Origin of the sequence: Serratia entomophila, assembly GCF_021462285.1 — a bacterium.
Lineage (GTDB): Bacteria > Pseudomonadota > Gammaproteobacteria > Enterobacterales > Enterobacteriaceae > Serratia > Serratia entomophila.
The window spans coordinates 4,591,388-4,616,122 of the sequence record NZ_CP082787.1; the positions used below are offsets into that span (position 1 = coordinate 4,591,388).

A 24,735-nucleotide genomic window follows, 5' to 3' on the forward strand; every position below is an offset into this window, starting at 1 on the left:
ATCAACAGGTAGCGCTTTGCTCGTTACTTTCTATCAGACAATCTGTGTGAGCACTTCACTCGAATCAATATCATTAGGTAAGGAGGTGATCCAACCGCAGGTTCCCCTACGGTTACCTTGTTACGACTTCACCCCAGTCATGAATCACAAAGTGGTAAGCGCCCTCCCGAAGGTTAAGCTACCTACTTCTTTTGCAACCCACTCCCATGGTGTGACGGGCGGTGTGTACAAGGCCCGGGAACGTATTCACCGTAGCATTCTGATCTACGATTACTAGCGATTCCGACTTCATGGAGTCGAGTTGCAGACTCCAATCCGGACTACGACGTACTTTATGAGGTCCGCTTACTCTCGCAAGTTCGCTTCTCTTTGTATACGCCATTGTAGCACGTGTGTAGCCCTACTCGTAAGGGCCATGATGACTTGACGTCATCCCCACCTTCCTCCGGTTTATCACCGGCAGTCTCCTTTGAGTTCCCGACCGAATCGCTGGCAACAAAGGATAAGGGTTGCGCTCGTTGCGGGACTTAACCCAACATTTCACAACACGAGCTGACGACAGCCATGCAGCACCTGTCTCAGAGTTCCCGAAGGCACCAATCCATCTCTGGAAAGTTCTCTGGATGTCAAGAGTAGGTAAGGTTCTTCGCGTTGCATCGAATTAAACCACATGCTCCACCGCTTGTGCGGGCCCCCGTCAATTCATTTGAGTTTTAACCTTGCGGCCGTACTCCCCAGGCGGTCGATTTAACGCGTTAGCTCCGGAAGCCACGCCTCAAGGGCACAACCTCCAAATCGACATCGTTTACAGCGTGGACTACCAGGGTATCTAATCCTGTTTGCTCCCCACGCTTTCGCACCTGAGCGTCAGTCTTCGTCCAGGGGGCCGCCTTCGCCACCGGTATTCCTCCAGATCTCTACGCATTTCACCGCTACACCTGGAATTCTACCCCCCTCTACGAGACTCTAGCTTGCCAGTTTCAAATGCAGTTCCCACGTTAAGCGCGGGGATTTCACATCTGACTTAACAAACCGCCTGCGTGCGCTTTACGCCCAGTAATTCCGATTAACGCTTGCACCCTCCGTATTACCGCGGCTGCTGGCACGGAGTTAGCCGGTGCTTCTTCTGCGAGTAACGTCAATGCAATGCCGTATTAAGACATCGCCCTTCCTCCTCGCTGAAAGTGCTTTACAACCCGAAGGCCTTCTTCACACACGCGGCATGGCTGCATCAGGCTTGCGCCCATTGTGCAATATTCCCCACTGCTGCCTCCCGTAGGAGTCTGGACCGTGTCTCAGTTCCAGTGTGGCTGGTCATCCTCTCAGACCAGCTAGGGATCGTCGCCTAGGTGAGCCATTACCCCACCTACTAGCTAATCCCATCTGGGCACATCTGATGGCGTGAGGCCCGAAGGTCCCCCACTTTGGTCCGTAGACGTTATGCGGTATTAGCTACCGTTTCCAGTAGTTATCCCCCTCCATCAGGCAGTTTCCCAGACATTACTCACCCGTCCGCCGCTCGTCACCCAGGGAGCAAGCTCCCCCGTGCTACCGCTCGACTTGCATGTGTTAGGCCTGCCGCCAGCGTTCAATCTGAGCCATGATCAAACTCTTCAATTAAAAGCTTGATTTGCTTCAACTCGTGAAGCGATGCTCAAAGGTTACTGCATGAATTTTACTTCAGTTAGTCACTCTTCAAGACTTGATATTTTTTCGTACCCGAAGGTACTGGATATCGTCTTGTGGAGTGCCCACACAGATTGTCTGATAAATTGTTAAAGAGCAGTGAGTTAGCCGCTTTCGCTTGTTAACTCGAGGTGGCGTATACTACGCTTCTCACCCCAGAGAGTCAAGCGATTATTTCGCTTTATCTCGCTGACCCGGCGGCTTGTCAGTCGTTGTTCCCGGTCAGTGGAGGCGCATTATAGGGAGTTCTCCGAAGGCCGCAACCCTTAAATGCAAAAAACTTTTCAAGCGCGTTTTTTTTCGTCAAAACGCTGCTCAAGCCAGCATTTCTGTCACTTTTCGTACGCAAGCTGGCTAAATTCCTGGGCGAAACGGTCGACCTGCTGCCAATCTGTGTACTCAACTTCCTTACTGGTATCCGTCTCGCCTCCGGTCATACGCATAATAAATTGAATCATGACGCGGTCGAACCAGCGGTAACGCGGATAACGCAGCGCGCCGGCAAACACCGCGCAGAGTTTTGGCTGCCAGGGTGAGGCCAACAGAAACTTGCGGGTATAGGCGTTGGTCTGAGGTGAACGCTTCTCTGGTTTGCGCGCTGTCAGGTTGACGGCGAAGAAGGCACTCGGCATGTGGTTTAACCGATCGGCATGCCGCTTGACGAACTTATCCAATACCGGGTTGAAATGGCCATAGCGTATGGAGGCACCGATCATCACCAGCTGGTACTGGCCGAGGTCCAGGTTCTCCGCCTGCAGCAGATCGATAACGTCACAACGCCGGTCCTGCAGTTTGCTTGCTATATAAGAAGCGATGGAACGTGTCTGCCCGTCGCGGCTTGAGTAAAGTATCAGTGCCTTCACGGCGTTACTCCTTATATCAGAATCACTCACGCCAGAACGTCGGCGTGAACAGGACCAGCAGCGTAAAGACCTCCAGGCGCCCGAACAGCATAGTCACCACCAGGATCCACTTGGCCGCCGCAGGCATGGTGGTAAAGTTATCTGCCACCACGCCCAGCCCCGGTCCGAGGTTATTCAGCGTCGCCGTTACGGCGGCGAAAGCGGAGAAATCGTCGACGCCGGTGGCGATAATCGCCAGCATGCTGACGATAAACACCAGCGCATAAGCGGAGAAGAACCCCCACACCGCCTCCAAAATCCGTTCCGGCAGCGCCCGGTTACCCAGTTTGATGGTGTAAACCGCATTCGGGTGCACCAGCCTTTTCAACTCACGCGAGCCCTGCAAATAAAGTAACAGTATGCGGATAACCTTCAGGCCGCCGCCGGTAGAACCGGCGCAGCCGCCGATAAAGGCGGAACACAGCAGCAACATCGGCAGGAACAGCGGCCACTTGGAAATACTGTCGGTGGTAAAACCGGCGGTGGTCGCCATCGATACTACCTGGAAGAACGCCTGATTGAGCGTTTCCATACCGCTCTTATAGACGCCGTGCCCCCAGAGCACCAGCGTACACACCACCACCAGCGTCAGCTGCACGAAGATGAACATGCGGAATTCAGGATCGCGCCCGTAGACTTTCAGGCTGCGGCCGCTCAGCAATGCGAAATGCAAACCGTAGTTACAGCCGGAGATCAGCAGGAAGACGGCAATGATGGTGTTGATGGTCGGGCTGGCGTAATAGCCGATGCTGGCATCGTGCGTGGAGAAACCGCCGATGGCGATGGTCGAGAAACTGTGGCCGATGGCATCGAACACCGACATTCCGGCGCCCCACAGCGCCAGCGCACAGGCGACGGTCAGCAATACATAGATCAGCCACAGGGTTTTGGCGGTTTCGGCAATGCGCGGACGCATTTTATTGTCTTTCAGCGGGCCGGGCATTTCCGCCCGATACAGCTGCATGCCGCCGACCCCGAGGATAGGCAGTATCGCTACCGCCAACACGATGATCCCCATCCCGCCCATCCACTGTAGCATCTGGCGGTAGAACAGAATGGCTTTCGGCAGCGAGTCCAGCCCCACCAGCGTGGTGGCCCCCGTCGTGGTCAGACCGGAGAATGATTCAAAGAAGGCGTCGGTCAACGACAAGTTTGGCCGCTCAGAGAACAGGAACGGCAAGGCCCCGACGCTACCCAACACGGTCCAGAACAGCACCACGATCAGAAAACCTTCACGCGGCTTCAGCTCATGCTTTTGCTTGCGGTTGGGCCACCACAGCATCAACCCTATGGTCACCGCCACAAAGAAGGTCTGGCTGAACGCCCGCCCCGCCCCATCGCGGTATATCAATGCCACCAAACCAGGAATAAACATCGTCCCGGAGAACAGGATGACCAGCAGACCAACGATACGGGTTATGGCGCGAAAATGCATTTCAGCACGATCCTTAGCAATTCAGTTGGGAGGAATTATTGCGAAATAGGGGTTAATTGCAAATTACCGCGACTGAGATCACGCAATTTATTCCCAAACAGCTCAACGCCGGTTGCCGGCAAAGCCAGATGCAGCATGACGGCAGCGCCATATTCGCCCTGCAGGATCCGGCCTTCAGTTTGCTGTAACAGATTCTCCACCAGCGCCAACTGTGCATAGTCGCACTGCAAAGTATATTCGACCTGCGGCACCTTGTAGTCCACGGGCAACTGTTTTAATGCCTGCTGCACGCCGCTGCCATAGGCCTTCACCAGGCCGCCGGTACCCAGCTTGATGCCGCCGTAATAACGCACCACCACAGCGGTGATCTCGCCGATGCCGCTGCCCATCAGCTGGGCGAGGATAGGTTTGCCCGCGGTGCCGGAAGGCTCGCCATCGTCGGAGAACCCCAGCTGCTGCGAATCGTCCGGTGCCCCGGCGACGAACGCCCAGCAATGATGCCGGGCCGCCGGGTGCTCATCACGCACCTGCTGAATGAACGCCTTCGCCGCCGCTACCCCGCTGGTCAGCGCCAGCAGGGTGATAAAGCGGCTCTTCTTGATTTCTTCGCTGATGCTGATAGAAGCGGCCGGTATCGGGTAAGGCTGCATCAGGCCAGGTTCAGATCGCGCGTCATGTTCTCGATACGCTTCTCGTGGATCACGATATTGTCCTCAATGCGAATACCGCCGTAAGGCTTCAGCGCATCGATGCGATCCCAGGCAAAGTGCCGGCTGAACTCGCCGCTGCGCCACGGCGCCAGCAATGACTCGATAAAGTACAGGCCCGGCTCGATAGTCAGCACCATACCCGGCTGCAATATCCGGGTGCAGCGCAGGAAGGGATATTTGGCCGGCGCCGCCAAATGCGTACCTTGCTCATCCTGCATAAAACCAGCGGCGTCATGCACCTGCAGGCCCAAAGGATGGCCCAGCCCGTGCGGCAGGAACGGCGTGGTGATGCCCTGTTCAACCATCGCTTCTTCGCTGATGTCATTGACCAGCTTGTGATTCTTGAGCAGCTTGGCGATACGCTGATGCATCTGCACGTGATAATCGGTGTAACGTACGCCGGCTTTGACGGTATCGATCAGCGCCAGCTGTTCGTCGTTGAGATCTTGCACCAGATGCGCGAACGCGCTGCCGCTCTGCGCCGCGTAGGTGCGGGTCAAATCGGCGGCATAGCCGTTATATTCCGCACCGGCGTCGATCAGGAAGCTCAGCGACTCGGCCGGCGGCTGGTGATCCAGCTGGGTGTAGTGCAGCACCGCCGCGTGTTCGTTCAGCGCGACGATGTTGCCGTAAGGCACGTCGGTATCGCGATGGCCGGTGGCGGTCAGGTAAGCCAGGTTGATATCGAACTCGCTCATGCCGGACAGGAAGGCTTCATGCGCCGCACGGTGGCCCATAACGGCGGTCTTCTGTGCCTCGCGCATACAAGCCAGCTCATAGCCGGTCTTGATTGAACGGTGGAAATCGAGGTAGTTCAGCACCGCTTTCGGGTTGACGTTCTCCGAAGCAATGCCGAGATCGCGGGCACGCTGCTGCGCATAACCGATATAGCCCACGCGTTCGCGCTGCGCCGGAAGCTGTTGAGCGATATCATCGGCGTTGGCCAACGGCATCATCTCGAAGGATTTGCTCCAGAAACTGTCCGGCAACGGCTCCACGCTGTGCCAGTAATCGATCGGTGAATAGAACCACAGCTTCGGTTTGTTAACGCCGTCGACCCACAGCCAGCAGTTCGGCACCGTCGTTACCGGCACCCAGGCTTTAAAATTCACGTTCACTTTGAACGGATAGCTATGGTCGTCGAGAAAGACCTTTTGCAGCTCGCCGGAGTGGATCAGCAGCGCATCCAGCTTGTTGCGCTCCAGCACTTCGCGCGCGCGCTTTTGTAGCTCTGCCAGGTGGTCGTTATACAAAGAAGCCAGCGTTTCCATCACAATTCCCTTATAGCCTTAGCACGAAAAAAATCATCTTAACACAGCGCTCCGGCGCACCAACCCCCATAGCGTTGGGCATGCGGAGCAGTTCGCAATTCAATGCAAATGCCGTTACATCCGCAGCTTAACAATCAGCCAGGCGAACAGGCCGAGCAGCGCTATCGTCAGTGACCACAGCCCGTGATGCTCGAGCAGCACCGCGCCGGCGGCGGCGACGCCTGCCAGACATTGCTGCAGAAAACCGCACAGCGCCATCGCGTAAGCACCGTACTCCTTGGCATCGCTGACGGCCAGCGCCATGCTGTTGGGAAACAGCACCGCCTGGCCAAAAATCGTCAGGCAGTAGAGCGCGATAAACAGCGTCATGCCGGAAAGGTTCACCAGCACGCCACTCCACCACAGCACCACGATCGCCGCCGTTGCCAGCGCGACGATACTACTGCCCGCCAGCATCAGACGTTTGCCGCCGAAGCGCGCCACGGTGCGGTTAACCGCCATCGCGCCGCTGAAATAGGCAATGCCGATCACCAGCCCCAGCGCGCCGAAGGCGGTAGCATTGAGCCCAAACCCCTGCTGCATTACGAATGGGCTCACTTCCTGCAGCGTCACCGTGGCGGCGAACCCCAGGCCGCCGACGCAGGCCGGCCAGAAAAACCCCGGGCGGCGCAGAATGGCGAAATAGGTCGCCGCCATTGCCGGACGCGGCCCCTCAGCACGCCCGGCCTCCAGCGGCAGCGTGGTCATCAGCAATAGGATTGCCAGCCCGATCAGGCCCATCAGCACGAAGCCCATTTGCCAGTGCGAATACTGGCTGAGCAGGCCGCCGATAAACTGTCCGCCGCCCAGCGCGGTGATAAAGGCTATCGACAGCACCGACAGCCGCCGCGCCAGTTCGTCGCCACTCCAGTTGTCCCGCACGATGATGCGCGCGATGATCGCCGCCCCGCCGGCGGCGACGCCCTGCAACGCACGCAACGTCAGCAGTTGGGCGCCATTATGGCAAAAGGCCAGCAGCGCGCTGCAAACGATGAACAGGGTCAAAGAAAGGATCAAAGGCAGGCGTCGGCCAAAGCGGTCGGCCGCCGCGCCCCAAAACAGCACCGGCACGGCGGCGCCAATCACGAAGAGGGAAATGGAGAGCTCGGTGGCGCGCCGGCTCATCGCCAGCTCTTGCATCACCGTCGGCAAGGAAGGCAGGTACACCGTGGTCGCCATCTGCGCCATAAACACCAACAGGCACGCCAACGTCATCGTCCTGGCGGGGATGCTCCATACGCCACTCTGCTTAACACATGCCGCCTTAGCCATCCTGAACCCCGTGTAGGTGATGAAGCGCGTCGGGCCAGTGTAGGTGGGGCGATTGATTCCGGCAAATGCCGATAGCACATAAAATATAACTTCGTTTTGAATCAAAAAATTAACACTACGACATGTGATCCGACCAGCAAAAACGCAATCTCTTATTTGCATATTGTTAACATAAAAACCACACTCCTCTTCATCTGGTCATACCAGATCAAACGCTGATTCAGGAGATACACATGCTCTACCAAGGCGAAACATTACAACTGCACTGGCTCGACAACGGCATCGCCGAGCTGGTGTTCAACGCACCGGGCTCGGTCAACAAGCTGGATACCAGCACCGTCGCCAGCCTGGGCGAAGCGCTCGACGTGCTGGAGAAGCAGACCGAGCTGAAGGGGTTGCTGCTGCGCTCCAGCAAAGCCGCATTTATCGTCGGCGCCGATATCACCGAATTCCTCTCACTGTTTGCCGCCCCGGCTGAAAAACTGCTGGAATGGCTGGCCTTTGCCAACTCGGTCTTTAATCGGCTGGAAGATTTGCCGGTGCCGACCATTTCGGCGATTAACGGCTACGCGCTCGGCGGCGGCTGTGAATGCGTTCTGGCGACCGATTTCCGCATCGCCTCCCCTGACGCGCGCATCGGCCTGCCGGAAACCAAGCTGGGCATCATGCCGGGCTTTGGCGGTTCAGTGCGTCTGCCGCGCCTGCTGGGCAACGACAGCGCGCTGGAGATCATCGCCGCCGGTAAAGACGTCAGCGCCAAAGACGCGCTGAAGGTCGGCCTGGTGGATGCGATTGTCGCACCGGAAAAGCTGGCCGACGCCGCGCTGAAAATTCTGCAGCAGGCGATCGACGGCAAGCTGGACTGGCGCGCCGCCCGCCAGCCAAAGCTGGAACCGCTGAAACTCAGCCCAATAGAAGCGGCGATGAGCTTCACCACCGCCAAAGGCATGGTGCTGCAAACCGCCGGCAAACATTATCCGGCGCCGATGACCGCGGTGAAAACCATCGAAGCCGCCGCCAAACTGGGCCGCGACGAAGCGCTGAAGCTGGAAACCGCCAGCTTCGTGCCTTTGGCCCGCTCCAACGAAGCGCGCGCGCTGGTCGGCATCTTCCTCAACGATCAGTTTGTGAAGGGCCAGGCGAAAAAGCTGGCGAAAAACGCTGAAGCGCCGAAACAGGCCGCCGTGCTGGGCGCCGGCATTATGGGCGGCGGCATCGCCTATCAGTCCGCGCTGAAGGGCGTGCCGGTGATCATGAAAGACATCAGCGACAAATCGCTGGCGCTGGGCATGAACGAAGCCGCCAAGCTGCTCAACAAGCAGCTGGAACGCGGCAAGCTGGACGGCCTGAAAATGGCGCAGGTGCTGTCGACCATTCAACCGACGCTGGACTACGCCGGCATCGAGCGCGCTCAGGTGATCGTCGAAGCGGTGGTGGAAAACCCGAAGGTGAAGGCCGCCGTGCTGTCCGAGGTGGAAAATCTGATCGGTGAAGATACCGTTCTGGCGTCAAACACCTCGACCATTCCGATTAATCACCTGGCAAAAGCGTTGAAACGCCCGCAGAACTTCTGCGGTATGCACTTCTTTAACCCGGTGCACCGCATGCCGTTGGTGGAAATCATCCGCGGCGAGCAAACCAGCGACAGCACCATCGCTGCGGTCGTGGCCTACGCCAGCCGCATGGGCAAGACGCCTATCGTGGTGAACGACTGCCCGGGCTTCTTCGTCAACCGCGTGCTGTTCCCTTACTTCGCCGGCTTCAGCCTGCTGCTGCGCGATGGCGCCGATTTCCGCCAGATCGACAAAGTGATGGAAAAGCAGTTCGGTTGGCCAATGGGGCCGGCCTACCTGCTCGACGTGGTGGGCATCGATACCGCGCACCACGCGCAGGCGGTGATGGCGGCCGGTTTCCCGGATCGCATGAGCAAAGACTACCGCGACGCCATTGACGTGATGTTCGACAACCAACGCTTCGGCCAGAAGAACCAGCTGGGCTTCTACCGCTACAGCCAGGACAGCAAAGGCAAGCCGCGCAAAGACAACGACGAGCAGACCGACGCGCTGCTGGCCGCAGTCAGCCAGCCGCGCCAGACCATCAGCGACGAAGAGATCATCGCCCGCATGATGATCCCGATGATCAACGAAGTGGTGCGTTGCCTGGAAGAAAACATCATCGCCAGCCCGGCGGAAGCCGATATGGCGCTGGTCTACGGCATCGGCTTCCCGCCGTTCCACGGCGGCGCGTTCCGCTACCTGGATACGCTCGGCACCGCCAACTATGTTGAGCTGGCCCAGCGTTACGCGCACCTTGGCGCCCTGTATCAGGTGCCGGCCGGCCTGCGCGCCAAAGCCGAACGTAACGAAAGCTACTACCCGGTAGCCGCGCCGTTGTCCGACGTCGCCACTCGCCAACCGGCATGAGGTCATAAAGATGGAAAACGTAGTTATTGTTGATGCCGTACGCACGCCGATGGGCCGCTCCAAAGGCGGCGCCTTCCGCCAGGTACGCGCTGAAGATCTTTCCGCCCACCTGATGCGCGCGGTGCTGAGCCGCAACCCGGCGCTGGATGCCGCCGAGATTGATGACATTTACTGGGGCTGCGTGCAGCAAACGCTGGAGCAGGGCTTCAACATCGCCCGCAACGCGGCGCTGCTGGCCGAGATCCCGCACCGGGTGCCGGCGGTAACCGTCAACCGCCTGTGCGGTTCTTCGATGCAGGCGCTGCACGACGCGGCGCGCGCCATTATGGTCGGCGACGCGCAGGTGAGCCTGATCGGCGGCGTTGAACATATGGGCCATGTGCCGATGAATCACGGGGTGGATTTCCACCCGGGCCTGAGCCGCAGCGTGGCCAAGGCTGCCGGCATGATGGGCCTGACCGCCGAGATGCTGGCCAAGATGCACAACATCAGCCGCCAGATGCAGGATGAGTTCGCCGCCCGTTCACACCAGCGCGCGCACGCCGCCACCCTAGCCGGCTACTTCAAAAACGAAATCATCCCGACCAGCGGCCACGACGCCGACGGCGTGCTGACCCGTTATGACTTCGACGAAGTGATCCGCCCGGAAACTACCGTTGAAAGCCTGGCCGCGCTGCGCCCGGCGTTCGACCCGGTCAACGGCACCGTCACCGCCGGCACCTCTTCGGCGCTGTCGGACGGCGCTTCCGCCATGCTGCTGATGAGCGAATCACGTGCAAAAGCGCTGGGTCTGAAAGCGCGCGCGCGCATCCGTTCGATGGCGGTAGTCGGCTGCGATCCTTCCATCATGGGTTACGGCCCGGTGCCGGCCAGCAAGCTGGCGCTGAAGCGCGCCAGCCTGAGCGTGCAGGATATCGATCTGTTCGAACTGAACGAAGCCTTTGCCGCCCAGGCTCTGCCTTGCATCAAGGATTTAGGGCTGATGGACAGCCTCGACGACAAGATCAACCTGAACGGCGGCGCCATCGCGCTTGGCCACCCGTTGGGCTGTTCCGGTTCGCGCATCTCGACCACTTTGCTGAACAACATGGAACGCCGCGACGTGCAGTTCGGCCTGGCGACCATGTGCATCGGCCTGGGTCAGGGCATCGCCACCGTGTTTGAACGCGTTTAGCTGTGTCTATCTTGGGATGACTGCGTAACCCTTTAAACCGCAGCATCCCGACAAGTTTAGTTGCCGTACTTCCCGCCTGTCAGGGGCGGGTTTTTTTATGCCCGCCATTCGCCGGTGCGCCAATAAAAACGGGGCGACCACTGGCCGCCCCGTTTTTATCGCGTCTCTCGCCTGTCAGATAAACGAGAAAGCGTCGCCAAACATATGCGCTTCCTGCGCGCCGCGTTCGGCGCAGAAACGTTCGCGGGCGATTTTCGCCATCTCGAAACGGCCGGCAATGTAGATATCGTGCTCCGCCAGGGTGCCGAAATCCTGCAGTACCGCGCTGAGCACGGTGCCGCTGCGGCCGCGCCATTCGTCTTCCGGCTGCTCCACCACAGGGATCACCTTCAGGTTCGGGTGCTGCAGCGACAGCGCTTCCAGCTCGCTCAGATCGTACAGGTGCTTGAGCTCGCGCCCGCCCCAGTAGATGGAGATGTCGCGATCCGGCTGCTGCTCCAGCGCGGTCAGCAAGATCGAACGCGCATAGGAGAAGCCGGTACCGCCGGCGATCAGTACCAACGGGCGGCTGCCCTCTTCGCGCAGCCAGGCGTCGCCGTGCGGAATATCCACGGTGATCGCCTGCTCTTTCAGAATGCGATCCATCACCGCCATAGCGTACAGATTCAGTTCCGAGGCGCCGATGTGCAGCTCGATGTAGTCCTGCTGCGTCGGCGTAGATGCCAGCGAGAATGGGCGTTTGTCGCGCTCATCCATCACGACCATCAGGTATTGCCCTGCCCTAAACGAAAACGGTGCTTCTGGCACCAAACGTACCCGATAAACCGTATCGGTAATGGCCTCTACCGAGGTCACTTTACAGCTCAATATTGTCATGCGTTCCCTCTGTCGGGTCATCAATGCAAAACTGAGAACAGAGCCTGACGTTAGAGCGTCGGTTCCCTGTCACTGAAGATTGCGAGCTCATCCCAGATTTCGTCGACGCGCGCACGCACCTTTTCATCCATCTGAATCGGACGGCCCCATTCGCGCTCGGTTTCACCCGGCCATTTATTGGTGGCGTCCAGCCCCATCTTCGAACCCAGCCCGGAAACCGGCGAGGCGAAGTCCAAATAGTCGATCGGCGTATTCTCCACCAAAACGGTATCCCTTGCCGGATCCATTCGGGTGGTAATCGCCCAGATCACATCATTCCAGTCACGCGCGTTGACGTCGTCGTCACAGACAATAACAAATTTGGTGTACATAAACTGGCGCAGGAACGACCAAACGCCCATCATCACCCGCTTGGCGTGGCCGGCATACTGCTTTTTGATGGTCACCACCGCCAGGCGGTAGGAACAGCCCTCTGGCGGCAGATAGAAATCAACGATTTCCGGGAACTGCTTCTGCAGGATCGGCACAAACACTTCGTTCAGCGCCACGCCCAAAATCGCCGGTTCGTCTGGTGGACGGCCGGTATAGGTCGAGTGATAGATGGCATTGCGACGCTGGGTAATGTGGGTGACGGTGAACACCGGGAAGCTGTCGATCTCGTTGTAATACCCGGTGTGATCGCCATACGGGCCTTCCGGCGCCATTTCCCCCGGCTCGATGTAGCCTTCCAGCACGATCTCCGCGCTGGCGGGCACTTCCAGATCGTTGGACAGGCATTTGACCACTTCGGTTTTGTTGCCGCGCAGCAGCCCGGCGAAGGCGTATTCGGAGAGGGTATCCGGCACCGGCGTGACCGCGCCGAGAATAGTGGCGGGATCGGCGCCCAGCGCTACCGCCACCGGGAAACGTTCGCCGGGGTGCGCCTGGCACCATTCCTGGTAATCCAGCGCGCCGCCGCGATGCGACAGCCAACGCATGATCACTTTATTTTTGCCCAGCACCTGCTGGCGGTAAATGCCCAGGTTCTGCCGTTCTTTGTGCGGCCCGCGGGTTACCGTCAGCCCCCAGGTGATCAGCGGCGCTGCGTCTTCCGGCCAGCAATGCATCACCGGAATACGGCTGAGATCGACGTCATCGCCCTGCCACACCTGCTCCTGGCACGGCGCGGAGCCCAGCACCTTGGTCGGCATATTCAGCACTTGCTTGAACTTCGGCATCTTGTCGAACAGATCGCGGAAACCCTTTGGCGGCTCAGGCTCTTTGAGGAACGCCAGCAGCTTGCCGACTTCACGCAGCGCGCTGACGTCTTCCTGCCCCATGCCCATCGCCACGCGATTGGCGGTGCCGAACAGGTTGCACAGCACCGGCATGTCGTAGCCTTTCGGGTTTTCGAACAGCAGCGCCGGGCCGCCCGCACGCAGGGTGCGATCGGCAATTTCTGTCATTTCCAGATAAGGATCAATCGGCTGGCTGATGCGTTTTAGTTCCCCTCTCTTTTCCAGCAACGAGAGGAAATCGCGTAAGTCACGGTATTTCATGCTGATCATTATAACGGCCAGTGAGGAGGGCATTATAAGCCCTCTTCACGCTTGTTGCTGCAATTTTGTTAAACGCCGCCCAATACGGGCGGCCCTCAGCGGCAGATAAAAGGCACCAGCGAAGCCAGGGCGCGCGTATCCTGATATTCGCGGATCTCTTCGCCGTGGCGGAAAACCTTGAAGCCCTGCTGCCTGGCGCTGAAATAACGCAGCTCATCGCCTTCGACGTGCAGCAGGCTGCCTTCGCGCAACGCCACCACCGACTCGCTCGGGTTGACCACACAGAACTCCGCCAGGCGCTCGTCGCGGGTTTCCCCCATGTGGCCGCTGATGTGGGCGTCGATATAGTGCGGATTAATCTGCACCGGGAACAGCCCCAGCGCCGAGAGCACCACGCTGCAACGCACCGGCATATCATTGGTGGTGCGAATGCTCGGCGTCGCCACGTTGCAGCCGGCGCTCCAGCCGACGTAGGGTACGCTGCGCTCACGCACCGCACGTTGGATCGGCACAATCAGCCCTTGCTCATGCAGCGCCTGGTTCAGCATCCAGGTATTGCCGCCGCTAACCAAAATGCATTCTGCTTCGGCGATCGCCGCCGCCGGAGAGGCCGCGCGGTGAATGCTGGTGACCTCAATGCCCAAGGTCTGCGCCAGCTCCTGCGCACGCTGGTCGTAGTCATTGCGGAGCATGGCGTAAGGGATAAATACCGCGGATTTGACGCCGCGGCGCTCAATCATCGCCAGCAGCTGGCTTTTGGCATATCCCAGCAGTTCGGCTTCGCCGGACAGCTTGCCGTTGCTCAACAGAAATAACTCCATTTCACCCCCTCAATCAAAAACGATGAATAGCGTCACATCCGGCGGCGATGGGCCTTGCCATACTGTGACGGCAGCAAATTTTTAGCCCCCTGTTATACCCGAGCCGGGCGGATAAGTGTGTGACCCTCCGCTAATAGCCAACTATTCATGGAGATAGCCCCAGTTACAAGCTGAAAGCCGCATCACTATGTATCCGTAATAGCTTTTGATATGCTTACCGGCTGACAGAAAGGCATGTGAAATTATGGAATCCTGGTACTTACTTTATTGCAAACGCGGCCAGATGTTACGGGCGCAGGAACATCTGGAGCGGCAGGAAGTCAACTGCCTCAGCCCGATCATCACGCTGGAAAAAATCGTGCGCGGCAAACGCCTTGCGGTCAGCGAACCCCTGTTCCCCAACTACCTGTTCGTGCAGTTCGATCCGGAGCGCATTCACACCACCACCATCAGCGCCACCCGGGGCGTCAGCCACTTTGTGCGCTTCGGTTCGTTGCCGACCACCATCCCGCATAAGGTAATCGAAGAGCTGCAGGCTCACGCCAGCGAAACTTACGTCGATCCGGAAACCCCACAACCGGGGGATACCGTGCTGATCGTCGACGGCGTATTCGAAGGGCTGCAGGCTATCTATACCGAGCCGGACGGCGAAGCGCGTTCGATGTTGCTGCTGAACCTGATCAACAAACAGATCAGCCAAAGCCTGGACAACCGGCAGTTCCAGAAGCTGTAATGCAAAAAGGCGCCCGCGGGCGCCTTTCTTTATCGGCGAATTAACGCCGCATCGCGTCGTCATGCAGCCACTGGGCCACACGCTTGGCGAAGTAGGTCAGCACGCCGTCGGCGCCGGCGCGCTTGAAGCACATCAGCGATTCCATCACCGCCGGTTGCTCCTGCAGCCAACCGTTTTGAATCGCTGCCATGTGCATGGCGTATTCGCCGGACACCTGATAGGCAAAGGTTGGTACCCCAAAGGTGTCTTTCACCCGGCGCACTACGTCCAGATACGGCATACCCGGTTTCACCATCACCATATCCGCCCCTTCCTGCAGATCCTGCGCAATCTCTTGCAACGCTTCGTCGCTGTTGGCCGGATCCATCTGGTAGGTTTTCTTGTTGCCGCCCTTCAGGTTGCCGCTGGACCCCAGCGCGTCGCGGAACGGGCCGTAGTAGCAAGAGGCATATTTGGCGGAGTAAGCCATGATTTGGGTATTCACCAGGCCCTGCAGCTCCAGGCGATCGCGGATCGCACCGATACGGCCGTCCATCATGTCGCTTGGCGCCACGATTTCCGCGCCGGCTTCGGCATGGGACAGCGCCTGACGCACCAGGATATCCTTGGTGACGTCGTTGATCACATAACCTTGTTCATCGATCACCCCGTCTTGCCCGTGGGTGGTATAGGGATCGAGCGCCACGTCGGTGAGGATACCCAGTTCCGGTACCGCGTCTTTCAACGCACGCACCGTGCGCTGCACCAGGCCGTCCGGGTTGTAGGCTTCTTCCGCATGCAGCGACTTCAGGCCCGGCTCGATAACCGGGAACAGGGAGATCACCGGCACGCCAAGCTTGGCGATGGCTTCCGCTTCCTTGATCAACAGATCGATAGACATGCGCGATACGCCGGGCATCGAGGAAACCTCTTCCTGACGGTTGCTGCCTTCCATGACGAATACCGGATAAATCAGGTCGTTGACCGTCAGCTGATTCTCGGCGACCAGCCGGCGGCTGAAGTCATGACGGCGCACGCGGCGCATACGGCGACCAGGGAAGGTGCCCGGAAATGCATAGCTCATAGTTTTCTCCTAGCTCAGACCAGCCGGAATAGCCGGCGGGCGTTCTCATCGGTTTTTTGCCCCAGCCATTCAGGATCTTCCTGGCGCCAGGCAGCCACCTGGCGCAGGATATGGGGCAGAAAACAGGGTTCGTTGCGGCGAGATGCAGGTTTAGGGTGTAAATCCCGGGGCAACAGATAGGGGGCGTCAGTTTCCAGCAACAAACGCTCCGCCGGGATCTGCGGCAGCAAGGCGCGCAGTTCCAGGCCACGCCGCTCATCACAGACCCAACCGGTAATACCGATCGACAGGCCCAGCGACAGGCAGCTCTTTAATTCTTCGGCGGTGCCGGTGAAGCAGTGCACCACGGCCGCGGGCAGTTTATCCAACCAGGGCGCGAGCAGCGCGGCAAAACGTGCGTGTGCCTCGCGGCAATGCAGGAAAACCGGCATCGCCAGCTCCGCCGCCAGCGCCAGTTGCGCGCTGAACGCCGCCTCTTGCTGCGCGGGCGTAGAGAAGTTGCGGTTGAAATCCAGCCCGCATTCGCCGATCGCCACCACCTCGGGGCGCGCGGCCAGCGCATAAATCTGCCCTGCCGCCTCGTCATCCCAGCCGCTGGCATAATGGGGGTGCACGCCGGCGGTTGACCAACAATAGCCGCCATCCTGCTGAGCCAACTCACTGGCCGCGCGGCTCTCCTGCAGATCGGTGCCGGTGATCAGCAGCCCGGTCACGCCGGCGGCACGAGCGCGCGCCACCACCTGCTGCTGGTCTTTGGCAAACTGCGGGCTGGTGAGATTCACGCCGATATCAAACATGGTTTTTCCCAAAGCAAAAGCCGCCCAACGGGCGGCTCAGAAACAAAACGCAGATTAGGCTGCCGGGGGTTCGTCACCCTCGTCTTCTTCTTCCGGTTGCGGACGACGTTTACCGGTATAGAAGCGGGCGAAGAACACCCCAACCTCGAACAACAGGTACATAGGTATCGCCAGCAGGGTTTGTGAAAACACGTCCGGCGGCGTGAGCAGCATGCCGACCACAAAGGCGCCAACCAGCACGTAAGGCCGCTTTTTCTTCAGATCCTCCGGCGAGGTCACGCCGCTCCAGCACAGCAGGATAATGGCCACCGGCACCTCGAAAGCCACGCCGAACGCCATAAACAGCGCCATGACGAAATCGAGATAGTTATTGATGTCGGTGGCGATCATCACCCCTGCCGGCGCAGTTTTGGCAAAGAAACCAAAGGCCAGCGGGAACACGACAAAGTAGGCGAAGGCCATGCCGAGATAAAACAGCAGGCTGCTGGAAACCAGCAGGGGCATCATCAGCCGGCGTTCATGTTTATACAACGCCGGGGCGATGAAGGACCAAACCTGATACAGGATCACCGGCGCCGAAACGAACACCGAGACGATCATGGTCAGTTTGATTGGCGTAAAGAACGGTGACGCCACGTCGGTGGCGATCATGCTCGCCCCGGCGGGCAGCTGTTTGATCAGCGGCGCAGAAACCAATTGATAGATATCGTTGGCGAAATAGACCAGCACCAGGAAGATCACCAGCACGCTGATAATCGAGTTTAACAACCGCTTACGCAGTTCTATCAGATGACTGATAAGGGGTTGGGTATCTTCAACAGCCATGTTTTAACGATCGCCACTAGGTTGGTGAGACGCGGGGGTTTTATCCGCAACGGGTTCAGGAGCCGCTTCGGCAACGACAGCAGCCGGCGCGTTGGCCGCCGGTGTGTCCGCCTGCGGCAAAGCCGCCGTGGGCTGGGTTTCCGGCGCCGGTTTAGGCGCGGCAGCCGGCGCAGTGGCGGTGGTCGCCGCTTCAGCCGGCGTTACACCGTCGTGGATGGCTTCCGGATCGGTAACCAGCGGGTTATGGATGGTGTTCGCCAGCTCGTCTTTCTCGCCCTGATAAGTGCGCTTCAGCGACGCCGCCGCTTCTTTCAGCTCATCCATCGACGCCTTCAGCTCCGGCGTCAAATTCTGCAACCCGGCCTGCTCGGCTTTTTTCAGGCTGTCCTGCAGCTCTTGCAGCTTCAGCTCCTGCGAAAGCTCGTGCTGGACCGAAGCCGCCAGCGAACGCAGCGCGCGGATCCAGCCCGAAACTGTTCTGACCGCTACCGGCAACCGTTCCGGCCCAAGGACCACCAGGCCGATAACCAGCACCAACAGCAGCTCACTAAACCCAATGTCAAACACGGTTTATACCTGCTCTTTGTTCTTCGACTCTTCCGTTTTTACTTCCGGCTGCTTATCAGTAATAGGCTTGGCCGCGAAGTCAGCGTCGTCCAGGCTGCTTTTTTCAGCCGTGTTGGCCGGCGGTGGCGTTTCGTCGCCGATCGCCTTTTTGAAACCCTTGATGGATGCACCGAGATCGGAGCCCAGCGTACGGAGCTTTTTGGTACCGAACAGCAGCACCACGATCACCGCGATGATCAACAATTGCGTAATACTAATACCGCCCATTCCAATTACCTCTAATTTTAAAAGGGTATTTTAAAGCCAGCCGTATTATAGGGCAGGCTTTGCCAGAGTTTCGTGTCAATTCAGGTGGTTCGCTTCCAGCCAATCACCCAGCAGACGATGCCGGCGGCCATCATCCAGGCCGGGAACACCTCGACCTGCCCCAGCAACAGCAGCGTGCCGCTTACTAACAGTGTAGCGCCAACGCCGAACAAATAGCGCGATTGCCCCTGGCGCACCCGCTGTGCCTGCATCTGGCCAGTCAGCTTATCAACGCTTTGTTGCAGCAGTTTATGCTGCTGCAGGCTGTCGTAAAATAATTCCGGCAATTCGGGCAGCTTTTCCGCCCAGAACGGCGCTTTTTCTTTCAGCGCGCGGATCACCGCCGGGATGCCGACCTGATCGCGCAGCCAGCTCTCGAGGAACGGCTTGGCGGTGGTCCACAGATCCAGCTGCGGGTAGAGCTGCCGGCCCAGACCTTCAACATACAGCAAGGTCTTCTGCAATAACACCAGTTGCGGCTGCACTTCCATATTGAAGCGGCGCGCCGTATTGAACAGGTTCAACAGCACGTTGCCGAACGAAATCTCCGCCAATGGCTTCTCGAAAATCGGCTCGCAAACGGTGCGGATGGCAAACTCGAAATCTTCCACGTTGGTGTCGCGCGGCACCCAGCCGGAATCTACGTGCAGCTCCGCCACCTTGCGGTAATCGCGGTTGAAGAAGGCGATGAAGTTTTCCGCCAGATAGCGTTTGTCGTCCTTGTTCAGCGAGCCGACGATACCGCAGTCGATGCCGATGTAGCAGGGATCTTCAGGGTGCTCGTAGCTGACGAAAATATTACCGGGATGCATGTCCGCATGGAAGAAGCTGTCGCGGAATACCTGGGTAAAGAACACCTGAACGCCGCGCTCCGCCAACAGCTTCATGTTGGTACCCTGCCGCTCCAGCGTGGCGATGTCCGAAACCGGAATACCGTAGATCCTTTCCATCACCAACACGCTTTCGCGGCAGTAATCGGAATAAACTTCCGGCACGTACAGCATCGGGCTGTCTTCAAAATTGCGCCGCAGCTGGATGGCGTTGGCCGCCTCGCGCAGCAGATTCAGCTCGTCCAGCAGGGTCTTCTCGTACTCGCGTACCACTTCACGCGGGCGCAGCCGGCGGCCGTCCGGCATCAGCATAGGCACCCAGCCTGCCAGGCGGTACATCAGCCGCACGTCGGCCTTGATGATCGGCCCGATATCCGGCCGAATCACCTTCAGCACCACTTCCTGCCCGGTGGTTTTCAGCCGGGCGGTGTGCACCTGCGCAATGGAGGCGGATGCCAGCGCCTGCTGGTCAAAATCGTCGAACCAGGTCTCCAGCGGGCCGCCCATCGCCAGTTCGATATGCTTGCGCGCCAGGGCGCCGTCAAAAGGCGCCACCCGATCCTGCAGCAGCGTCAGCTGATCGGCAATGTGCGGTGGGAACAGATCGCGGCGGGTCGACATCATCTGGCCAAACTTGATCCACACCGGGCCCAACTCCTGCAGCGCCAGCCGCAGGCGCTCGCCCAAGGGTTTATCCTTGTGGCGGTTCGGCATCCAGAAAAGCAGCCGGCGGCCAAACCGCAGCGGCAGCGTCAGACGCATTTTAGGGATCAGTTCATCCAGGCCATAACTGAGAAAAACGCGGACGATAAAATACAGGCGGCGTAGTTCGCCAGGGGTCATCGCTTGCCCTCCAACTTGTCCATGCGGGCGATCAACGCTTGCGCGCTGCGGGTGACGGCGTCAACTTCCTCGTTGAACCACACCACTTCCAACGGCCCCGGCGCCAGGCGCCACTCTTCGGTCAGGGTTTCCGCCATATCATGCTGCCGACGCAGCAAACCGGCCTTCAACAGCCCGGCGCCTTTGCCCAGCGCCTGAGTAATCCCCTGAGCGGCGATGTCGCCAACGTAGGGCGCCAGCCATTCAGCCGGATCCCACTCCGCCAGATCGAGCAACCCGACCAACTGCTGCACCACCTGGATGTCGCCTTCCACCGTCAGCTCGCCGCTGCGCATCAGCACCGGCAGCTGCTGGCGATCGCGCAGCTTGAGCAGCGCCGGGATGCGGCTGCGCACCTTGCAATCGGCGCTGTCTTCAGACTGCCCCAGCACGTCCACCCGCAGTTCGCTGAATACCAGCACCAGCGGCGCGGCCAGCTCTTCCAGTTCGATACGCAGCACCTTGCCCGCCAGGCGTTGCCGGGCGGCTTTCATGCTGCGATCGCGGAACAACAGGCTGTTCAGCGAGGTTTCCAGCGCGCCGGTCAACAGCGGGGTAAACAGCATCGGCATATTCATATCAGAACTTGAAGCCCCGGTGCAGGGCCACAATGCCGCCGGTCAGGTTGAAATAGGTCACGTTATCAAAGCCTGCGTTGCCCATCATGCCCTTCAGGGTTTCCTGATCGGGGTGCATGCGGATCGACTCGGCCAGATAGCGGTAGCTGTCCGGATCTTTCACCACCAGCTCGCCTATCTTTGGCAGCACGTGGAAAGAATAGGCGTCGTAGGCTTTGCTCAGCGGCGCCAGCAGCGGCTTGGAGAACTCCAGCACCAACAGGCGGCCGCCCGGCTTCAGCACGCGGAACATCGAACGCAGCGCCTTGTCCTTGTCGGTCACGTTGCGCAGGCCGAAGGAAATGGTGATGCAATCAAAATAGTTATCGGGGAACGGCAATGCTTCGGCGTTGGCCTGCACATAGCTGATGTTGCCGACGATGCCGCGATCGCGCAGCTTTTCGCGCCCCATCTTCAGCATGGAATCGTTGATATCCGCCAGCACCACCTGCCCCTGCTCGCCGACCATGCGGGAGAACTTGGCGGCCAGATCGCCGGTGCCGCCGGCCAGATCCAGCACGCGCTGCCCGCGGCGCACGCCGCTGCAGTCAATGGTGAAGCGTTTCCAGATGCGGTGAATGCCGAACGACATCAGGTCGTTCATCACGTCATACTTGGCCGCTACCGAATGAAAAACGTCCGCCACCATGGCCTGTTTTTCGTCTCTCGCGACGGTGCGAAAACCGAAGTCGGTGGTTTCCTGCGGTTGATCTGCCATTGTCCTGCCTGCTATTCAGTCAATTTTGTGTGGTTGATTGTACCAGAACCCCACGGAATACCCCACCTCGCAGCGGCGTTCAGCCGTGCGAAACAAAGCCCGGTTCCCCGGCGGGATCGTCATCCTGCTCCGCCTGCGGCAGCGCGCCGCTCTCGTCGTCGCCCGCCGTTTCCTCTGTTTCTTCGTCCTGCTGCGCGCCGGCCTGCTGAGCCAGCAACGGATTGATCGGCCGCTTCACCTCAACCCCCAGCGCGCGGAAGCCCTCGGTCTGGCCGATAAGATTACCACGGCCTTCGCTCAGTTTGTTCATTGCCTGGCGATAACTGCCCTGCGCCTTGTCCAGGCTCTGCCCCAGCGCGGACATGTCGTCCACGAACAGCCGCATCTTGTCGTACAATCGCGCCGCCCGGTCGGCGATGCGCTGCGCATTTTGGCTCTGGTGCTCATAGCGCCACAGGTTGGTGATGGTGCGCAGCGCCACCAGCAGCGTGGTCGGGCTGACCAGCATAATGTTGTGTTTGAGCGCTTCGCCGATCAATTCTGGCTCGCGGTCGATCGCCAGCAGGAAGGCCGGCTCGACCGGAATGAACATCAGCACGTAATCCAGCGAACGCAGGCCGGGCAACTGCTGGTAGTCTTTGCGCCCCAGCAGCCGGATATGGCCGCGCAGCGAGGCGATATGCTCGTTCAGCGCCGCCTCACGCTCCGCCTCGTCTTCGCCGTTGAAATAGCGCTCATAGGCGATCAAGGACATCTTGGCGTCGATCACGACGTCCTTGCCCTGCGGCAGCCGGACGATAACGTCTGGCTGCATGCGGCTCTGGTGATCCACCCGCACGTTGACCTGGGTTTCATACTCGTGCCCTTCGCGCAGGCCCGAGGCTTCCAGCACCCGGCTCAGCACCACCTCGCCCCAGTTGCCCTGGGTTTTGTTGTCGCCTTTCAGCGCCTTGGTCAGGTTGATGGCTTCGCGCGCCATCTGCGCATTGAGCTGCTGCAGATTACGTATTTCGTGCGTCAGCGTATGGCGTTCGCGCGCTTCCTGGCCAAAGCTGTCCTGCACCTGCCGGCGGAAACCGTCCAGCTGTTCGCGCAGCGGCAACAGCAGGCGATCCAGGCTTTGCTGGTTCTGCTCGTCCACCTTGCGCCCGCTGTGTTCGAATATGCGGTTGGCCAGGTTCTCGAACTGAGTGGTGAGGCGCTGTTCGCTGTTGATCAGCAGGCGCTGTTTCTCTTCCGCCGCCATGCGGGTCTCCTCCAGCCGGATGGTGACCTCGCGCAGCTCGGCTTCCTGCGCGCTGTTGACCTCGCGCTGGGCGCGCAGCTCCTGATTGAGCAACTCGCACTCGTTGCGCCAGTGGTTCAGCTGCTGCAGCTTTTCGTGCGCGGCGGCCAACTGGCTGTGCAAATTGCGCAGCTCCAGCTCGCCCTGGCGCATCTGCTGTTCCTGGCGCTGCAGCGTTTCCTGCCGGGCAGCCGCCTCCTGCTGCGCCTGTTGCAGCGCCTGCTCCAGCAAGCGCAGCTCGGTTTCATGCTGCGCACCGGTCTGCTGCGCGCGCAGGCTGGCAATCAGCCACCCCAGCAGCATGCCGATAACTACCCCACCTATACCGTAAACCAGACTGGTATCCACCCTGCCTCCTGTTACCCCTAACCGTTCCGGCGTTTCACGCGCCTGTTGCCCGTCACGTTAAGGGGATGCTGTATGGATGTCCAGCCTGATTTTGCACCTCACAAACAATAATGCGCAGCGGCGCGCAACTCAGGCAAAAGTCAGCCCAGCCATTGGCTTAACCACTTGATGCCGAATGCGCCAGGCGCCAGAATGCCGAACGCCCAGATCATCGCCGAGCTGACGTTCGCCAGTTGGAAATAGCGCTGCGGCATGCCGCAGATCCCCCCCACCAGCGGCACCACCGCCCGCAGCGGGCCGAAAAAGCGGCCGATGAAAATGCCCAGCACGCCCCAACGTTCAAAAAACGCGTGGCCGCGCGCCAGCAGCTGTGGGTTGCGCGACAGCGGCCACATATGCGCCACCCGGTCCTGGTAGTGGTAACCGATCCAGTAGGAAAGCCAGTCGCCGAAGAAGGCGCCGGCGGCGGCGGCGGCCCAGATCGGCCAGAAAGCGATGCCGCTTTCGCCAATCAGCGCGCCCAACGCCAGCAGGATCACCGTGGCCGGCAGCAGCAGCGATAAAAACGCCAGCGACTCGCCGAACGCCAGGAAAAATATGATGGGGATGGCCCAGCCCTCGTGCTGTTGCACGACGTCGCTGACCCAGTGGATAACGTCATTGAGGCTCAATATCGGGCTCCTGATTCGCGATGTTCACCGCCAAGGTTAGGCACAATGCTGACCGGGGCGGGTTAAACCCCGGCTAAACATGCGGCGGTTACTCGAGATAAAACGCCTGCAGCGTTTCGCGCTGGGCCGCGCCCAGGCCGTACTCCGCCTCCAGCCAGCGGTCGGTCGAGCCGTATTGAGCGCGGATGCAGCTCAGGGCGGTCATCAGGAACTCTTCGCGCGCGCTGAGCACGTAGGCGAACTGCTCCAGCGCCTTGGCATTCAGGCGAATCGACAGCTGATCCAGCATTTGCTCGCGGAAGCCGGCCAGGGTGGTTTCGGTCAGCAGGTAATCTTCGGTCACCGTGGCTTCGTCGGCGCCCAGCGCGAACAGCACCAGCGCCGAACCGATCCCGGTGCGGTCCTTACCCACCGCGCAGTGCTGCACTATCGCGCCGTCGCCGGGGTTGCTCAGCAGTTGCGCCAACCGTTTATAGGCCGCATTGCCGAACGGCAGGCGGCGATACAGCTCCAGCATGAATGCCCGGGCGTCGAAGCCGGCCAGCGTTTCGCTGGTGAGCTTTTCCAGGTTGGCGTTAACCTCGTTGCTCAGCGGGTTGGCCGGCACATGGTGATAATCGGCGCCGCGCCACAGGATATCCGGCTTGGCCTGCACCTCGTCGGCGTCGCGGTAGTCCAGCACCGAACGCACAGGTACGCCGGCCAAAAACTCGCAGTCCTTTTCCGTCAGCCGTTCGAGCGAGCCGGAACGGAACAGCAGGCCGCGCTTGATACGGCGCCCATCGGCAACGCCGTTGCCGCCAAAATCGCGAAAGTTGATGCCGCCATCAAGCGGCGCAAGTGAAGGATGAAGCAGGATCCGGGCGGTCATAAACGTCCTCATTGTTATCATGTGGCTGGGCGTCGCAGGCAAACCGCCGCTCGGGCAGCACCCTGCGGCCCTCGG

The 24,735-nt window shown here is 59.6% G+C and carries 22 protein-coding genes and 1 rRNA gene; 3 read left to right on the forward strand and 20 right to left on the reverse strand.

The features are described from left to right. Positions 1-78: 78 nt before the first annotated feature. From KHA73_RS22015 to KHA73_RS22040, 6 genes are all read right to left on the reverse strand, one after another. Positions 79-1,620: ribosomal RNA gene (locus KHA73_RS22015) — 16S ribosomal RNA — on the reverse strand. 398 nt (positions 1,621-2,018) lie between these two features. Then, on the reverse strand, positions 2,019-2,549 hold the full coding sequence (gene hemG, locus KHA73_RS22020) for a menaquinone-dependent protoporphyrinogen IX dehydrogenase (RefSeq protein ID WP_234586714.1): 531 nt from the start codon (positions 2,547-2,549) through the stop codon (positions 2,019-2,021). Positions 2,550-2,571: 22 nt separating this feature from the next. Then, positions 2,572-4,023, reverse strand: coding sequence for a Trk system potassium transporter TrkH (gene trkH, locus KHA73_RS22025; protein ID WP_234586716.1), 1,452 nt, complete (start codon positions 4,021-4,023; stop codon positions 2,572-2,574). A 35-nt stretch (positions 4,024-4,058) separates the two neighbouring features. Beyond that, on the reverse strand, positions 4,059-4,673 hold the full coding sequence (locus KHA73_RS22030; RefSeq protein ID WP_234586718.1) for an IMPACT family protein: 615 nt from the start codon (positions 4,671-4,673) through the stop codon (positions 4,059-4,061). Further along, positions 4,673-6,004: a Xaa-Pro dipeptidase gene (pepQ, locus tag KHA73_RS22035; protein WP_234586720.1), complete on the reverse strand. Its 1,332-nt coding sequence runs from the start codon at positions 6,002-6,004 to the stop codon at positions 4,673-4,675. Before pepQ ends, KHA73_RS22030 begins: the two co-directional genes overlap by 1 nt. Before the next feature lie 114 nt (positions 6,005-6,118). Continuing rightward, the gene (locus tag KHA73_RS22040) at positions 6,119-7,315 is read right to left on the reverse strand and encodes an MFS transporter (protein ID WP_234586722.1); all 1,197 of its coding nucleotides are present in this window, start codon (positions 7,313-7,315) and stop codon (positions 6,119-6,121) included. A gap of 233 nt (positions 7,316-7,548) precedes the next feature. On the opposite strand from KHA73_RS22040, the gene fadB reads away from it, so the two are divergent. Together fadB and fadA are read left to right on the forward strand one after the other, a co-directional pair. Then, a complete protein-coding gene (gene fadB, locus KHA73_RS22045; RefSeq protein WP_234586723.1) occupies positions 7,549-9,738 on the forward strand; it encodes a fatty acid oxidation complex subunit alpha FadB in 2,190 nt (729 codons plus the stop codon). Between the two features lie 10 nt (positions 9,739-9,748). Next, positions 9,749-10,912, forward strand: a complete 1,164-nt coding sequence (gene fadA / locus KHA73_RS22050) for an acetyl-CoA C-acyltransferase FadA (RefSeq protein ID WP_234586725.1) — start codon at positions 9,749-9,751, stop codon at positions 10,910-10,912. Between the two features lie 174 nt (positions 10,913-11,086). On the opposite strand, the gene fre is transcribed toward fadA, so the two are convergent. From fre to pepE, 3 genes are all read right to left on the reverse strand, one after another. Further along, positions 11,087-11,788 carry an NAD(P)H-flavin reductase gene (gene fre / locus KHA73_RS22055; RefSeq protein ID WP_234586727.1) on the reverse strand — a complete coding sequence of 234 codons (702 nt, stop codon included), beginning with the start codon at positions 11,786-11,788 and terminating at the stop codon, positions 11,087-11,089. A gap of 50 nt (positions 11,789-11,838) precedes the next feature. Then, the gene (ubiD, locus tag KHA73_RS22060; RefSeq protein ID WP_234586729.1) at positions 11,839-13,335 is read right to left on the reverse strand and encodes a 4-hydroxy-3-polyprenylbenzoate decarboxylase; all 1,497 of its coding nucleotides are present in this window, start codon (positions 13,333-13,335) and stop codon (positions 11,839-11,841) included. An 86-nt stretch (positions 13,336-13,421) separates the two neighbouring features. Beyond that, complete coding sequence (gene pepE, locus KHA73_RS22065) at positions 13,422-14,147, reverse strand: dipeptidase PepE (protein ID WP_234586731.1); 726 nt, start codon at positions 14,145-14,147, stop codon at positions 13,422-13,424. A 244-nt stretch (positions 14,148-14,391) separates the two neighbouring features. On the opposite strand from pepE, the gene rfaH reads away from it, so the two are divergent. Further along, a complete protein-coding gene (rfaH, locus tag KHA73_RS22070) occupies positions 14,392-14,880 on the forward strand; it encodes a transcription/translation regulatory transformer protein RfaH (RefSeq protein ID WP_234586733.1) in 489 nt (162 codons plus the stop codon). A gap of 40 nt (positions 14,881-14,920) precedes the next feature. Here the strand turns inward: rfaH and hemB are convergent, their stop codons facing one another. From hemB to KHA73_RS22125, 11 genes are all read right to left on the reverse strand, one after another. Next, positions 14,921-15,943, reverse strand: a complete 1,023-nt coding sequence (hemB, locus tag KHA73_RS22075) for a porphobilinogen synthase (RefSeq protein WP_234586735.1) — start codon at positions 15,941-15,943, stop codon at positions 14,921-14,923. A gap of 14 nt (positions 15,944-15,957) precedes the next feature. Next, positions 15,958-16,740, reverse strand: coding sequence for a 3'-5' ssDNA/RNA exonuclease TatD (tatD, locus tag KHA73_RS22080; RefSeq protein ID WP_234586736.1), 783 nt, complete (start codon positions 16,738-16,740; stop codon positions 15,958-15,960). A 54-nt stretch (positions 16,741-16,794) separates the two neighbouring features. Continuing rightward, complete coding sequence (tatC, locus tag KHA73_RS22085; protein WP_234586738.1) at positions 16,795-17,565, reverse strand: Sec-independent protein translocase subunit TatC; 771 nt, start codon at positions 17,563-17,565, stop codon at positions 16,795-16,797. 3 nt (positions 17,566-17,568) lie between these two features. Beyond that, on the reverse strand, positions 17,569-18,132 hold the full coding sequence (gene tatB / locus KHA73_RS22090; protein WP_234586740.1) for a Sec-independent protein translocase protein TatB: 564 nt from the start codon (positions 18,130-18,132) through the stop codon (positions 17,569-17,571). Between the two features lie 3 nt (positions 18,133-18,135). Further along, the gene (gene tatA, locus KHA73_RS22095; RefSeq protein WP_234586742.1) at positions 18,136-18,399 is read right to left on the reverse strand and encodes a Sec-independent protein translocase subunit TatA; all 264 of its coding nucleotides are present in this window, start codon (positions 18,397-18,399) and stop codon (positions 18,136-18,138) included. Positions 18,400-18,479: 80 nt separating this feature from the next. After that, positions 18,480-20,111, reverse strand: a complete 1,632-nt coding sequence (gene ubiB, locus KHA73_RS22100; protein WP_234586744.1) for a ubiquinone biosynthesis regulatory protein kinase UbiB — start codon at positions 20,109-20,111, stop codon at positions 18,480-18,482. Beyond that, a complete protein-coding gene (gene ubiJ / locus KHA73_RS22105) occupies positions 20,108-20,716 on the reverse strand; it encodes a ubiquinone biosynthesis protein UbiJ (RefSeq protein WP_234591364.1) in 609 nt (202 codons plus the stop codon). Before ubiJ ends, ubiB begins: the two co-directional genes overlap by 4 nt. 13 nt (positions 20,717-20,729) lie before the next feature. Then, positions 20,730-21,485, reverse strand: coding sequence for a bifunctional demethylmenaquinone methyltransferase/2-methoxy-6-polyprenyl-1,4-benzoquinol methylase UbiE (gene ubiE, locus KHA73_RS22110; protein WP_234586745.1), 756 nt, complete (start codon positions 21,483-21,485; stop codon positions 20,730-20,732). Positions 21,486-21,564: 79 nt separating this feature from the next. Continuing rightward, on the reverse strand, positions 21,565-23,118 hold the full coding sequence (gene rmuC / locus KHA73_RS22115; RefSeq protein WP_234586747.1) for a DNA recombination protein RmuC: 1,554 nt from the start codon (positions 23,116-23,118) through the stop codon (positions 21,565-21,567). A gap of 140 nt (positions 23,119-23,258) precedes the next feature. Further along, the gene (locus tag KHA73_RS22120; RefSeq protein ID WP_234586749.1) at positions 23,259-23,789 is read right to left on the reverse strand and encodes a DedA family protein; all 531 of its coding nucleotides are present in this window, start codon (positions 23,787-23,789) and stop codon (positions 23,259-23,261) included. Between the two features lie 88 nt (positions 23,790-23,877). Beyond that, positions 23,878-24,660 carry a tyrosine-protein phosphatase gene (locus tag KHA73_RS22125; RefSeq protein WP_234586750.1) on the reverse strand — a complete coding sequence of 261 codons (783 nt, stop codon included), beginning with the start codon at positions 24,658-24,660 and terminating at the stop codon, positions 23,878-23,880. Positions 24,661-24,735 lie beyond the last annotated feature (75 nt).